The organism is Lysinibacillus composti (assembly GCF_016908465.1).
Taxonomy (GTDB): Bacteria; Bacillota; Bacilli; order Bacillales_A; family Planococcaceae; genus Ureibacillus; species Ureibacillus composti_A.
Genome location: NZ_JAFBDY010000002.1, coordinates 15613 through 27964 on the forward strand (window position 1 = coordinate 15613; position 12352 = coordinate 27964).

At 36.2% G+C, this 12352-nt stretch carries 21 protein-coding genes; all 21 read left to right on the forward strand.

Annotation, left to right across the window (positions count from 1 at the left end):
- Entirely contained in the window at positions 1-216 is a 216-nt protein-coding gene (locus JOD29_RS03950; RefSeq protein WP_124763182.1) for a hypothetical protein, read from the forward strand.
- A gap of 268 nt (positions 217-484) precedes the next feature.
- The gene (locus tag JOD29_RS03955) at positions 485-646 is read left to right on the forward strand and encodes a DUF3954 domain-containing protein (RefSeq protein ID WP_124763180.1); all 162 of its coding nucleotides are present in this window, start codon (positions 485-487) and stop codon (positions 644-646) included.
- A gap of 91 nt (positions 647-737) precedes the next feature.
- Positions 738-923: a hypothetical protein gene (locus JOD29_RS03960; protein WP_124763178.1), complete on the forward strand. Its 186-nt coding sequence runs from the start codon at positions 738-740 to the stop codon at positions 921-923.
- Positions 924-954: 31 nt separating this feature from the next.
- On the forward strand, positions 955-1407 hold the full coding sequence (locus JOD29_RS03965) for an ArpU family phage packaging/lysis transcriptional regulator (RefSeq protein ID WP_124763176.1): 453 nt from the start codon (positions 955-957) through the stop codon (positions 1405-1407).
- A 41-nt stretch (positions 1408-1448) separates the two neighbouring features.
- A complete protein-coding gene (locus tag JOD29_RS03970; protein ID WP_239585572.1) occupies positions 1449-1946 on the forward strand; it encodes a tyrosine-type recombinase/integrase in 498 nt (165 codons plus the stop codon).
- Between the two features lie 616 nt (positions 1947-2562).
- Positions 2563-2832, forward strand: a complete 270-nt coding sequence (locus tag JOD29_RS03975) for a hypothetical protein (protein ID WP_124763172.1) — start codon at positions 2563-2565, stop codon at positions 2830-2832.
- Between the two features lie 2 nt (positions 2833-2834).
- Entirely contained in the window at positions 2835-3110 is a 276-nt protein-coding gene (locus JOD29_RS03980) for a hypothetical protein (protein ID WP_124763170.1), read from the forward strand.
- Positions 3110-3409, forward strand: a complete 300-nt coding sequence (locus JOD29_RS03985) for an HNH endonuclease (protein ID WP_124763168.1) — start codon at positions 3110-3112, stop codon at positions 3407-3409. Before JOD29_RS03980 ends, JOD29_RS03985 begins: the two co-directional genes overlap by 1 nt.
- 113 nt (positions 3410-3522) lie before the next feature.
- Positions 3523-3891 carry a hypothetical protein gene (locus JOD29_RS03990; protein ID WP_124763166.1) on the forward strand — a complete coding sequence of 123 codons (369 nt, stop codon included), beginning with the start codon at positions 3523-3525 and terminating at the stop codon, positions 3889-3891.
- Complete coding sequence (locus tag JOD29_RS03995) at positions 3888-5543, forward strand: terminase large subunit (protein WP_124763164.1); 1656 nt, start codon at positions 3888-3890, stop codon at positions 5541-5543. Before JOD29_RS03990 ends, JOD29_RS03995 begins: the two co-directional genes overlap by 4 nt.
- Before the next feature lie 15 nt (positions 5544-5558).
- The gene (locus JOD29_RS04000; RefSeq protein ID WP_124763162.1) at positions 5559-6776 is read left to right on the forward strand and encodes a phage portal protein; all 1218 of its coding nucleotides are present in this window, start codon (positions 5559-5561) and stop codon (positions 6774-6776) included.
- Positions 6736-7323, forward strand: a complete 588-nt coding sequence (locus JOD29_RS04005) for an HK97 family phage prohead protease (RefSeq protein WP_124763160.1) — start codon at positions 6736-6738, stop codon at positions 7321-7323. The genes JOD29_RS04000 and JOD29_RS04005 overlap by 41 nt, the downstream gene beginning before the upstream one ends.
- Before the next feature lie 13 nt (positions 7324-7336).
- Positions 7337-8500, forward strand: coding sequence for a phage major capsid protein (locus tag JOD29_RS04010; RefSeq protein WP_124763158.1), 1164 nt, complete (start codon positions 7337-7339; stop codon positions 8498-8500).
- A gap of 17 nt (positions 8501-8517) precedes the next feature.
- Entirely contained in the window at positions 8518-8808 is a 291-nt protein-coding gene (locus JOD29_RS04015) for a hypothetical protein (protein ID WP_124763156.1), read from the forward strand.
- A gap of 2 nt (positions 8809-8810) precedes the next feature.
- On the forward strand, positions 8811-9095 hold the full coding sequence (locus JOD29_RS04020) for a head-tail connector protein (protein WP_124763154.1): 285 nt from the start codon (positions 8811-8813) through the stop codon (positions 9093-9095).
- Positions 9092-9418 carry a phage head closure protein gene (locus JOD29_RS04025; RefSeq protein ID WP_124763152.1) on the forward strand — a complete coding sequence of 109 codons (327 nt, stop codon included), beginning with the start codon at positions 9092-9094 and terminating at the stop codon, positions 9416-9418. The genes JOD29_RS04020 and JOD29_RS04025 overlap by 4 nt, the downstream gene beginning before the upstream one ends.
- Positions 9418-9852 carry an HK97 gp10 family phage protein gene (locus JOD29_RS04030; RefSeq protein ID WP_124763150.1) on the forward strand — a complete coding sequence of 145 codons (435 nt, stop codon included), beginning with the start codon at positions 9418-9420 and terminating at the stop codon, positions 9850-9852. The genes JOD29_RS04025 and JOD29_RS04030 overlap by 1 nt, the downstream gene beginning before the upstream one ends.
- The gene (locus tag JOD29_RS04035) at positions 9849-10277 is read left to right on the forward strand and encodes a phage tail terminator family protein (protein ID WP_124763148.1); all 429 of its coding nucleotides are present in this window, start codon (positions 9849-9851) and stop codon (positions 10275-10277) included. Before JOD29_RS04030 ends, JOD29_RS04035 begins: the two co-directional genes overlap by 4 nt.
- 5 nt (positions 10278-10282) lie before the next feature.
- Complete coding sequence (locus JOD29_RS04040) at positions 10283-11353, forward strand: phage tail sheath C-terminal domain-containing protein (protein WP_124763146.1); 1071 nt, start codon at positions 10283-10285, stop codon at positions 11351-11353.
- 15 nt (positions 11354-11368) lie between these two features.
- A complete protein-coding gene (locus tag JOD29_RS04045) occupies positions 11369-11803 on the forward strand; it encodes a phage tail tube protein (protein ID WP_124763144.1) in 435 nt (144 codons plus the stop codon).
- Positions 11804-11819: 16 nt separating this feature from the next.
- Positions 11820-12194, forward strand: a complete 375-nt coding sequence (locus tag JOD29_RS04050; protein ID WP_124763142.1) for a phage tail assembly chaperone — start codon at positions 11820-11822, stop codon at positions 12192-12194.
- Positions 12195-12352: the final 158 nt, after the last annotated feature.

The following is a 12352-nucleotide window of genomic DNA, read 5'->3' on the forward strand; positions in this document are numbered from 1 at the left end:
TTGGGTGGACAAATGAATGTTTATGAAGTCATCGGAAGAGAAGACGATCCAGTCTATAACCTACTTACAAATCTGCAAGAAAACGATGAAATTCAAATAGATGAATTAAGAATTCGCAAGACAGATAAGTTTTACGAAGTGGAAAATGATGATTTACACGAGGGTTTCAAAACAATTGAAAGATGTTATGAGTTCATTAGTTCAAATGTTTTCTAAACTTACTCTAACTTAAAAGGGGTGATGCCAATGTAGATTAAATAGCAAGAAAGCTTACTTGGTATAAGGATGTGTGTAAATATTATTGTCTAAAATAACAAACACTTTCCTCAACCACAAAAGAAAACACAATATATTAGAAAGGGCTTAAATTGCTACTATAATATTTTTACCACAAAAAATAAAAGTCGCAGCTCTTAAATGCTACGACTAAGAAATACACTCTCTTAAATCTACGACATTATGATTATATCAGGAGAGTGATTGCATGGGCAAGCATGTAGCAGATTTGAAAGATGGGGTTTATGTCGTTAAGAATGGAGAAATGAAAGCAGTACAAGCACCTGCAACTGGTTTCGGCAAAACAATAATCAGCTGGGAGGCAAATAAGCCAACTCGAGCTATACATGAATATAGCGAAAAGTTATAAGTCTATCGGAACAACCGAGGACATTAAGTTTGAGAGAATGGGCACTCTCACGCTTGATGTCCTCTTTATTTTGCGCAAAGGGGCGATGGTTATGACAAGAACACTTCAAGAGCAATTGGTAGAGAAAGGCCTTTCGAAAAAGCCTTTAAAGAAAAGAAAGCAAAAGAGACGTTCAAGAAATAATGATTCGAAAATGAGCAGAAAAGATATAGAAGAATTAATGGGAATTCGTAGACCTACTTACAAGCGCAACAAAGGGGCAATACGTCAGAAGTAACTTAGCATTCAATTAGTCGGAGGGCGAAAAGATGAAAAAAATTATACCGAGAATCGATGAAAAAAGAACGAAACTATCTTTGGAAAAAGCGTTAGAAAAATATCGCAAGTACTTAGTAACTCTACCTGTCGATTCTATGCCGACAATCACACCAACATACTCAATAATTCCACCAAGTAATACGTATTCATTTAAGAGTCAAACAGAAAACATTGCAATCGAACGAGTTGAGTTTGAAACCGAACGCTTACACTACATGAATAAGATCTTCAAGGCATTAGAAACTTTAAAAACTGAAGAGAAAAAAATAATAGTTGAGCGTTTCTTAAAAGAAGAAGTAAGTTATGACATTGAAATCTGGACTGAATTAAACATTGCAAAAAACAAATATTACAAATTAAAATGGGAAGCTATGTTGAGAATGGCCTTCGCACTGAAAGTTGAAGTTTATTTCAATGATAACGAAAGTGGTGTTGCCGTGTGACCAGAGTACAACCAATTCGCGACAAAGATTTATTACAGGACATGAAACAGTACTATAAAGAAACGAATGAACGTAATTACATTCTATTTTTAATCGGCATTCATACTGGACTGAGAATTTCGGATATTCTGAAGTTGAGGGTACGCGATGTACAAGGGTGGAACATCATTCTTAAAGAAAAGAAGACTAAAAAATATCAAGAAGTGAAAATGCCAAGCGAACTAAAAAAAGCAATAAGACAATATGTCGAGGATAAACCAAAAGACGAGTTCTTAATTAAAAGTCGTAAAGGCATTAACAAACCCATTACTAGAAAAAGAGCTTACGAGATTTTACGCGAAGCAGCTGAATATTTCGAATTAGAACGCGTCGGTACTCACACATTAAGAAAGACATACGGTTATCATCATTATAAAAAATTCAAAGATATTGCAACACTTCAAAAAGCATTAAATCATTCAGATCCTGCAGTGACATTGATATATATTGGCATAGTTCAGGACGAATTAAACGCCTTACAATCTAAAATCGATTGGTAAACCTTCTAGAGATAGAGGGTTTTTTATTTTAATAACTATTTGACTACTCAATTACAATGTGCCATTTTTCTGTAAATTAACATTCACTATTAAAGGTGTCTAGAAGCCTATATTTTAAGCGGATTAGAGAGCATGGATGAAAGTGACATAATATCCGAATAGACACATTCAGAGGGCTAAAATAAGCATCAAAAGTTAGTAAAACATTAATCAAAACAACGATGAACTATTTAGGGAGGAAAACGGGAGGATATTGGGAGGATTTCAGGAGGATGAAGGGACACATTTTCAAAATCAAGGTGTTATATTGGTATTAGCCATAGAAAGATTTGGAATGCCGCATCCGGTTAGGGGTGTGGCTTTTTATTATGCATTGAAAAACTTTATGTATGTATTATTTTGTATTTCGTCTGTGACAACGTTTATTAGACGTTGCCTTACTCCTTTCATCTATTTATTTTTTTACTAAAGAACCTGTAAAAGTATTGCTATTAACAACAATGTGTTGAATGAAACTTTTAATTTCACTTCCAACATGATTATCACCTCCTTTATAGGGGGCTATTTGTATTTTATTAAAAGAAAAAATTTGCATCTAGGCTTTGGAGGGACAAACATGTTAACAAAACAAGATTTAATCAATATTTTTTCAGTAGCAAGAGAAGAACAATTACCATTCGTAGTTGTTGGAATTGAAGCAGAAGGAATTAAAGAAGCTATCGTTGTTCCATCTGAATCATTCGATGCAAAAGAACAATTCTATCTCAACACTTACAGTGATGATCTAGTTCACGTGATGAATAGTAAAGTGCGTATCTTCAATGTGATTGCAACTGGTGCAGAAGGAATTCCATATATCTTTAGCGATTTCGTTATGGAGGGATAACAGTGAAAAATAAATGTTTTGCAGATGGCTGCACAAATGAAACTACAACAGAGTTCTGTCGAGAATGTTTAGCGAATGGTGGCATGAAACCACTAAAACAAAAATCAAAGTGGCAATCACTTAATGGTAAAAGGTTGAAGGTGTACGTTACAGATAACAATACAGTTATTGGAATAGATGAAGAAACGGATGCTGCTTATGTTCTACATCAAGAAACACCAATGTTGTTACGTACAATAGATATTCCAGAACGACCAACAAAACGAGGTTGGTTCTAATGCTCGAACATACAGCCGAGGCCAAGAAGTTCTATAAGTCTAGAGCTTGGCAAAAGTGTAGAGCTACTTACATTCAATCAGTGTTCGGGTTATGCGAACGATGTAGTGAACCAGGAAAGATCGTTCACCACAAGAAGTACATTAATGCACAGAACGTTAACGATCCATACATCACATTAAACCATGACAACCTTGAGTTACTATGCCAAGACTGTCATAACAAAGAACACTTTGAGAAGTATTCACCATTAAGAGAAGGCTTTAAGTTCGACGATAAAGGAAACTTAGTTGAGGTATAGCCCCCCTATCAAAAACGTTGAGGGGCCACATATGTAGACCGTATGCCAACCTCAAATTTCCTCCGTCCGAATTTTGGCCATACCCCCACCCTGGAAAAAAGGAGGTTTTTGATTTGGAATCGGGAGTTTTTGCGAAGGATAAAGAAATTAAGAAAGAAATAACAAAACTTAAAAAAATCTTTGGGGATTTAGAAGGACGTAATAAAGAAGTCTCCTTGAAACTAATTGACGAAGCAGCCTTCCTTGTGGTGGAAATGAGAGGGCTAAAACAGCATGTAAAAGAATTCGGTTCAGTAGATGAAATGGAACAAGGCGAGTACACAATATTAAGAACTAGCCCATATTATAAAAACTATTTAGATGCTGCCAAAACATACACAACGATTTTTAAACAGCTATTAGATCTCTACCCTAAAGGTGAAGGTCCGAAAGTAAACGAAGTCGACGAGCTACAATCATTCCTGAAGAAGCATAGTAAATGAACAACTACATACTTGAGTATTACGAAAAGATTCAAAGTGGAGAAATAGTAGCTTGTCGTCGAATAAAGCAGCAGTATGGAAAATTAGTTGATCAAATAAATAACCCAGTTGAGCCTTACGAATTTGATATTGAACTTGCTACTAAGCCTATAGAATTTATCGAGACATTCTGTAGGCAAGCGCAAGGAAAGAACATGGGCAAACCTTTAAAACTAGATTTATTCCAAAAGGCTAAACTACAAGCCATTTACGGATTTGTAGAAAAAGAAAGTCGAATGCGACAATACAGAGAAGTAATTGATATACGAGGACGTAAAAACGGTAAAACGACTGAGAACTCTGCTATTTCTATTTTCATGCAAGTCGGCGATGGAGAAGGTTCTGCAGAATGCTATTTTATTGCAACTAAATTAGACCAAGCAAAAAAGGGGTTTAACGAAGCTTATAAAATGGTTTCTCAAAGCCCACTACTTTCTAAATACATCAAGAAACGTAAAACCGATTTGTATTTTTCACCTACTTATTCATCAATTCAACCTTTAGCTTCCGATTCAAATAGTTTGGATGGTTTGAACAGCCATTTCGTAACGGTAGATGAGTTGGCTGCCATTAAGGACCGTAATATTTATGACGTTATGAAACAATCAACTTCATCCCGGGACCAAGCACTGGTTAGTAGCATCTCAACAAACGGTTTTATTCGGGATTCCATCTATGACTCTCAATATGCTTATGCTTGCGATGTACTAGATGGCAAGATTCAGGACAATCGATTCCTAGCATTTATTTACGAACTAGATCATCGTGACGAGTGGTTAGATGAATCATGTTGGATTAAAGCCAATCCAGGACTAGGAACAATCAAAAAGTTTGATGAATTACGTTCATTCGTTGAAAAAGCGAAAGTGGATGCTTCATTCAGACCCACTGTAATGGTAAAAGACTTTAACATGGTTGAAAATAGTTCAACAGCATGGTTATCTATGGAGAAATTAGAGAACAAAGAAACATTTGACATTGGAAATATGGAGTTTGGTTATGGCATAGGTGGTTTTGATATGTCAGAAACAACAGACTTAACTGCTGCAGGTGTTTTATGTCGTAGAAGAGACGATGAAAACATTTATTTCGCATCAATGTTCTGGTTGCCTTCGAGAACAATTGAACAAAGAGCTAATAATGACAAAATTCCTTATGATCTATTCGAACGCCAGGGTCTATTACGAGCTAGTGGTGAATTTAAAGTTGATATGCGAGATGTTCTAAAGTGGTTTGTTGAGTTGAGGGAAGACTACGACATTTATATACCATGGATTGGGTATGACCCTTGGCACGTTGATGATTCCTTATTAGAAGAATTCCAAGGTCAATTCGGTAAAGACTCTATGATTAAAGTAAGGCAAGGGGCAGTTACGTTAAGTACACCTATGAAAAACTTAGAAGCCGACTTGGATGCTAAATTAATTAATTACAACAACAACAATTTATTGAAAATGTGTCTAGCAAACACTGAAATTAAAGTCGATACAAACGGTAATATAGCACCTGTAAAAGGTCGGGATATGAGGAAACGTATTGACGGTACGATTGCATTACTGAATGCATATACAATCTATTTAGATAAAAAGAACGAATATTTAAACATGATTTAAGGAGGTGAGAACAAGATGGGGTTATTCGAAAAAATGTTTGGCAAAAAGACTTCGCCTAGTACAACACACTTTGAACTCATTAACGATTCAGGAGGCGGTTTCTATAGTTGGGAAGGAAAATTATATAAATCCGATGTTATTCGTGCAGCTATTCGTCCTAAAGCTACCGCCATAGGGAAATTGGTTGCAAAACATGTTCGAGATAACGCTGAAGAGTTTAAAATCAACCCAAATGTCCAAATTAAATTTTTACTAGAAGAACCGAACCTTTTAATGAGTGGACAGGTCATGCAAGAAAAGTTAGCAGTTCAACTTGAATTGAATAACAATGCATTCGCTTATATAAAGCGTGATGATTTTGGGTTTGCAAATGAAATATACCCTTTACCTGCTTCATCAGTCGAAGTTGTAGAGGGGGCTTTTGGGGATGTGTTTCTAAAATTCAATTTTAACAACGGAAAGTCAATGACTATTCCATACGTTGATGTTATACACCTTAGAAAAGATTTTAATAATCACGATTTCTTCGGTGAACACCCCGGAGAAGCATTAATGAATCTAATGGAAGTTGTGAATACAACTGACCAAGGTATTGTTAAAGCAATCAAAAATAGCGCAATAATCAAATGGATACTTAAATTCACTTCTGTGTTGAAACCAACGGACATGAGAAAAGCCGTGGATGAATTCACAGAAAATTATTTATCAATAAACAGTACTGTTGGTGGCGCTGCAGCTGCTGATGGTCGTTATGATTTACAACAAGTGAAGAATGAAGCTTTCGTACCTGACGATAAGCAATTAACGAATACCATTCAACGTGTGTATTCGTTTTTTAATACCAACGAAAAGATTGTTCAATCCAGATACACGGAAGATGAATGGAATGCTTATTATGAAGCACAAATCGAACCTGTCGCTATGCAATTGGCGAACGAGTTTACTAGAAAACTATTTACTCGTCGCGAAAGAGGTTTTGGAAACAAAATCATCTTTGAAGCTGCAAGCCTTCAATATGCTTCCATGTCTACAAAAATGAATCTAGTACAGATGGTTGACCGTGGAGCGTTAACACCAAACGAATGGCGCTCTATTCTATCACTCGGACCAATTGAAAATGGAGATAAACCAATTCGTCGTTTAGATACGGCCGAGGTAAACAAAGGCAAGGTAGTAGAAGGAGGTGAGAAAGATGACAACGAAAACGGAAACACGAAATCTGACAACGAATGATATTGAAATTCGAGAATCAGAGGACGGACAGCGAATGATAAGCGGTTATGCAGTTAAATGGGAAATGAAATCACATACAATGGGCTATTTTAAACGTTTTAAAGAGCAGTTTAAAAGAGGCGCATTCACAGAATCGCTAACGAATGACGATCAATTAGCATTATGGTCTCATGACACATCAAAGGTCTTAGGACGTACTAAAAACGGTACATTACGTTTGTTTGAGGATGAAATTGGTTTGCGATTTGAACTGGATTTACCGAATAATACACTCGGTAATGATACTTACGAAACAATTAAGCGTGGTGATGTTGACGGGGTTTCATTCGGCTTTGCAATGCAAAAACAAGAATGGGATGAAAATGATGTTGATAACATTACACGTTCAATTTTAAAAGCGAAGTTGTTTGAAATCTCACCAGTAGCATTTCCTGCTTATCCAGATTCACAAGTTTCTGCACGTTCTTACGATCCGTATAAAGAACATTTAGAAGAACGAGAACAAGAAGTACTAAGAAAAAAATTAATATTAAAAACTTATTTATAAAGGAGACAACAATATGAATCGTTTACAAGAAATTTTAAAACGCAAAGCAGAAATCCGTACATCATTAGAAGGTAATGAAAAAGTAGATCTAGCAGCATTAGAAACTGAACTTCGTGAATTAGATGAAGAACAAAAAGAAATCGAAACTCGCCAACGTTTAATTAAAGAAGCTGGTGAGATTAATCAAGGCACAGCAATAGAAACACGTACTATCGAAACATTTTCGTCAAATCCAGAACAAAGAGATTCAGAAGTTGTAGAAGCTGAAAAACGTGGTAAAGACTTAATTGAAAATCGCTCTGTAACAGTTGCAAGTGGTGATTTGTTACTTGCTAACCACCAAGCATCTGACATTAAAGGTACTTTCAACGAAGTTTCAACTTTAGTTGATAGAGTTAAACACGTACCATTACAAGGTGGAGAAAGTTACGAACGAGCATACGAAAAAGGCACAGGTGAAGGTGGTTACACTGGTGAAGGTGCAGATTACACTGAATCAGATGTTCAATTCGGATATGCAACAATCAATAAAACAAAAATTACTGCTTATAGTGAAGAATCTGAAGAAGTTCAAAAGCTTCCTGCAGCTAATTACAGCCGTGTAATTGTTGGTGGTGTAAATAAATCACTTCGCAAGAAGATTACAAAAGAAATCCTCATTGGTGACGGTGGAGCTGGACACTTAGTTGGTATTTTCTCTGCTCAAGCAACAGCAATTGATCCAACTACGGATTTAGAAATCTCTACAATCGATGCAGATACATTAGATGAGATTATTTTCTCTTATGGTGGAGATGAAGATGTTGAAGATACATCTGTACTAATCCTAAGCAAGAAAGATTTAAAAGCATTTGCTACACTTCGAGATGGACAAGATAAAAAAGTATACGATGTAAAAACAAATGGAAACACAGGTACTATCGATGGTGTACCATACATCATTAATAGTGCATGTAAAGCTGTATCAGATACAGCAACTACTTCAGGTTCGTATGTATTGGCTTATGGTCCATTATCAAACTATGAATTAGCTACATTCTCACCAACTGACATTCAACGTTCTACAGACTTCAAATTCAAACAAGGTATGATTGCCCACCGTGGTTCTGTATTCGTTGGTGGTAACGTTGCAGCACATAACGGTTTCTTACGTGTTAAAAAAGCTCCAACAGTTTAATGGAAGGGTGATTAATAATGAAGTATAAAGTATTAAAATCATTTATTGATAGTGTTACAGGAATTGGATTTAACATTGGAAACACGTTCGAGTCTACGGATTCTGAACGTGTTTCTTACTTAGCATCTAAAGGATATATTTATAAACCTGAGGAACAGAAACAAACAAAAGAAAATCAAGACGAAATTGTTTTAGATGAATTAAAAGCTAAAGCGAAAGAATTAAGTATTAAAGGGTACACAAAAATGTCAGAAGAGGAACTTACTGCTGCAATCGATGCTGCTGAAGCTGAGAAAGCGAGTGAGTAACGATGCTTGAAAAAGTAAAAGGTTCATTGCGAATTGATGGTCCAGAACACGATGATGAGTTAACAGGGTTAATCGAAACAGCCAAAGCCTTATTAAAAGAAGCTGGTGTGACACAAACGAAAGTAAATGATGATACAGATCCTTTAATTCGTAAAGCTGTGATTACGTATTGCAAAGCTGAGTTCGGTACCGATGAAAAAGCTGGAGAAAAATTCGCTTGGTCGTTTGAAGAAATGAAAAAACTTCTCTCATTACTGGCAACTTATACAACGGAGCCTGTCTTATGAGTATAGATTATCGTCATCGCATTGATATTCTCGAAAACATAAAAACGACTAACGAATTAGAAGAAACAATCTACAAATTCGAAAAAACAAAATCGATTTGGGCTGCTATCGTTCCACAAACGGGAGCTTTACAACGTCAACAAGCTGATACGATTCTAACCAATGTTACTCATAAAATCATCGTTCGTTATAATGCTGGCAAGGACATTACGAAAGATATGCAAATTCAATTTCGTGATCATAAGTTCGAGATTAAGTACATTTTAAATCCATACTTCTCCAACGAAACGCTTGAAATCTTTGTCCAGGAGGTGCTGAGCTGATGGAACTGAAAGGATTAACCGATTTTCAGAAAGATTTACTTACTGTCGCTCAACGTAAATTGCCAAAGGAAACGACAAAAATCATGCGTAAAGTCGGAAGTAAGGCACGTACTGTTGTTGCACGCAAAGCTCGTCAGTTAGTGCGTCACCAAGTTGATGAAAATGACAAGAGCGATTATCACCGAAAATGGAAACGAGGCAAAGTGTTCAGAGGTGAAAATGGCGAGTGGGTAGTGCGAGTGATTAATTCTGCACCACACGCTCATCTCATCGAAGAAGGACACAGGCAAGTAACCAAAGACGGCCGTGAAGTCGGATTTACGAATGGAAAATTCCCGTTAGATAAAGGAATGCGTGAATTTGACGGCAGCGGTCAATACGAGCATATGCTTTCTGAATGGCTTGACGACATGTTGGAGAGTGGGAAGCTATGATTACCTACAAGAAAATAAAAACTGCTGTTAATCGTAAACTCAAGGAAACATTTGGGCTTGAGATTAACAGCAAAGACATTTCAGAAGGTTTTAAAAGACCTTCTTTTTTTATTGAATTCGATGAAGTAAAGCGAGATGGATCCGTATCACAAGTTGAAAAGTCGATGATTATTCGAATCTACTATTTTCCTAAAACAATTAAAGAATCATCAATTGAAATCCTAGAAATTCAGGAACAACTAGGTGATGTTTTTGACATGAAGTTAATTGTGGAAGACCGACAGCTAAATATTACAGAACCAAACTTTAACGTTACTGACGGCGTGCTTCAATTCGAATTCGACATCGCATTTGAAGATGGTCGAATTGTTAGTGAAGAATACGAACTTATGGAAGAACTTGATATTGATATTCAGAAAGGGTGATTTATGTGGGCCTTCCACAAATTGATGTCTTGTTTAAGACAAAAGCAGCAACAGCAATCAAGCGAAGCGCACTTGGTATTGTTGCGTTAATCCTACGAGATGATACAAACATCGGCACATTAGCAAGTAATGTCTTAACTTATAAGAGCGTCGAGGATATTAACGTAGCTGACTGGGATGCAACAAGCTTAGATTATATCAACAAAGCATTCTTAGGCACTCCTTCGAAAGTTATTTGCTTTAAGTACGATGATTTAAAAGTAATTAACGAAATCCTAGTGCAAGTAGGAAAAACACGCTTCAATTATTTAGCAATGCCACAAGCAACAGCAGATGAAGTTGAAGCGATTGCTACTTGGATTAAATCAAAACGTGCAAACGAAAAGAAAACGTTTAAAGCAGTATTACCGAACGTTGTAGTTGCAGATGATGAAGGAATTATCAATTTCACAACATCTGATATCGTAGTGGGCGATACAACTTATACTGCAGCACAATATACACCTCGTTTAGCAGGTATCTTTGCCGGCTTACCGTTCACTCAATCATCAACTTACTTTGTATTACCTGAAGTTGAATCAATCACTGCAAGCGATACACCAGATGATGATATTGATAGTGGTCAACTAATCCTTATTCACGATGGTGAAAAAGTAAAAATCGGTCGCGGCGTTAACAGTTTAGTAACACTTGGTAGCACGAAAAAAGCCGACTATCAAAAAATTAAAATCATTGAAATCATGGATATGATTGCAGATGATATTCGCTCTACTTTCGAAGACGGGTATGTTGGTAAATATCCAAACATTTACGACAACCAAGCACTATTTATCACAGCAATTAACGCCTATTTCAAAGGCTTACAAGGTGATGAAATTCTAGATCCAAATACAACAAATAAAGCTGAAGTCAACGTTGATAAACAACGTCTAGCATGGGAAGGCATCGGTACTGATACAACTGATTGGGATGACCAAAGAGTTAAGAATATGACATTTGGAGCGAATGTATTCTTAGGCGGTACTGTTAAACCAGTCGACGCTATGGAAGACCTAAGCTTTGAAATTACGGTGTAAGGAGGTACTTAAACAATGGCAAAATTACGTTCAAATAAACAGATTAACGGTTCATTTGGTACTTTGTGGGTGAATAAAGAAAAATGGATGGATGTTGAATCTTTCGAAGCAACAGTCAACTTAAATTTCGAAGATGTAAACATGTCTGAGGATTTAGCGACACATAAAAAACTTATGGGTTGGAGCGGTGAAGGTTCAATCGTTGTGAAGAAAGTTTACTCTCGAGGAGCTGCATTAATGGCAGATGCTGCAAAAACAGGCGTTGTACCTGATATTGAACTAATCGGTAAATTAGAAGATCCAGATGCATACGGTGCAGAACGTGTTGCAATTTCAGAAGTAACATTTAATTCATTTACATTATTGAAGTTTGAACAAAAAACACTTCAACAAGAAGAGTTACCGTTCAACTTCGCTGATTATGAATTCCTAGATCAAATTTCAGCCTAATTGGGGAGGTAATTGTATGAGTAAACGTTTAACGGTAACAGATTTATTAAAAGAAAAAGAAAAGTATGTTATGAAGGATAATGTAACAGAAGAATTGTATATCGAACGCTTGGATGCAACAATTACAATTCAAAAACCTTCACGTTCTCTTGTATTAGAAGCACACGGTATCGAAGAAGAAGGTGGTTCGGATATCTTTTTAATTTACAACAGCGTAACTGAACCCAACTTAAAAGATGCAGAATTGCAAAAAGCATTCGATTGCAAAGAACCAACAGATATTGTAGAAAAAGTATTTAGTCCTGGCGAAATCGTAACTATTGCACAATACGGCTTAAGTTTAGCTGGCTATTCAGATAGCGTTAAAAGAGTAAAAGACTTAAAAAACTAATAGATAGTGATGATGATTTTTACTTTCTTCATCACTATTTACAACACGGTTTCACATTAGATTATTTATTAAATTTAAGATACGATGAAAAGTTATTTATGACTGCAAGTATCGAAAAGCATTTCGAAGAATTGAAGGCTACAACTCCACGGTTGTAG

What these genes read in the sequence shown, in the direction of transcription:
- JOD29_RS03955 (WP_124763180.1), top strand. Translation starts at nt 485, where the DNA reads ATGGGCAAGCATGTAGCAGATTTGAAAGATGGGGTTTATGTCGTTAAG.
- JOD29_RS03960 (WP_124763178.1), top strand. Translation starts at nt 738, where the DNA reads ATGACAAGAACACTTCAAGAGCAATTGGTAGAGAAAGGCCTTTCGAAA.
- JOD29_RS03965 (WP_124763176.1), top strand. Translation starts at nt 955, where the DNA reads ATGAAAAAAATTATACCGAGAATCGATGAAAAAAGAACGAAACTATCT.
- JOD29_RS03970 (WP_239585572.1), top strand. Translation starts at nt 1,449, where the DNA reads ATGAAACAGTACTATAAAGAAACGAATGAACGTAATTACATTCTATTT.
- JOD29_RS03975 (WP_124763172.1), top strand. Translation starts at nt 2,563, where the DNA reads ATGTTAACAAAACAAGATTTAATCAATATTTTTTCAGTAGCAAGAGAA.
- JOD29_RS03985 (WP_124763168.1), top strand. Translation starts at nt 3,110, where the DNA reads ATGCTCGAACATACAGCCGAGGCCAAGAAGTTCTATAAGTCTAGAGCT.
- JOD29_RS03995 (WP_124763164.1), top strand. Translation starts at nt 3,888, where the DNA reads ATGAACAACTACATACTTGAGTATTACGAAAAGATTCAAAGTGGAGAA.
- JOD29_RS04000 (WP_124763162.1), top strand. Translation starts at nt 5,559, where the DNA reads ATGGGGTTATTCGAAAAAATGTTTGGCAAAAAGACTTCGCCTAGTACA.
- JOD29_RS04005 (WP_124763160.1), top strand. Translation starts at nt 6,736, where the DNA reads ATGACAACGAAAACGGAAACACGAAATCTGACAACGAATGATATTGAA.
- JOD29_RS04010 (WP_124763158.1), top strand. Translation starts at nt 7,337, where the DNA reads ATGAATCGTTTACAAGAAATTTTAAAACGCAAAGCAGAAATCCGTACA.
- JOD29_RS04015 (WP_124763156.1), top strand. Translation starts at nt 8,518, where the DNA reads ATGAAGTATAAAGTATTAAAATCATTTATTGATAGTGTTACAGGAATT.
- JOD29_RS04020 (WP_124763154.1), top strand. Translation starts at nt 8,811, where the DNA reads ATGCTTGAAAAAGTAAAAGGTTCATTGCGAATTGATGGTCCAGAACAC.
- JOD29_RS04025 (WP_124763152.1), top strand. Translation starts at nt 9,092, where the DNA reads ATGAGTATAGATTATCGTCATCGCATTGATATTCTCGAAAACATAAAA.
- JOD29_RS04030 (WP_124763150.1), top strand. Translation starts at nt 9,418, where the DNA reads ATGGAACTGAAAGGATTAACCGATTTTCAGAAAGATTTACTTACTGTC.
- JOD29_RS04035 (WP_124763148.1), top strand. Translation starts at nt 9,849, where the DNA reads ATGATTACCTACAAGAAAATAAAAACTGCTGTTAATCGTAAACTCAAG.
- JOD29_RS04045 (WP_124763144.1), top strand. Translation starts at nt 11,369, where the DNA reads ATGGCAAAATTACGTTCAAATAAACAGATTAACGGTTCATTTGGTACT.
- JOD29_RS04050 (WP_124763142.1), top strand. Translation starts at nt 11,820, where the DNA reads ATGAGTAAACGTTTAACGGTAACAGATTTATTAAAAGAAAAAGAAAAG.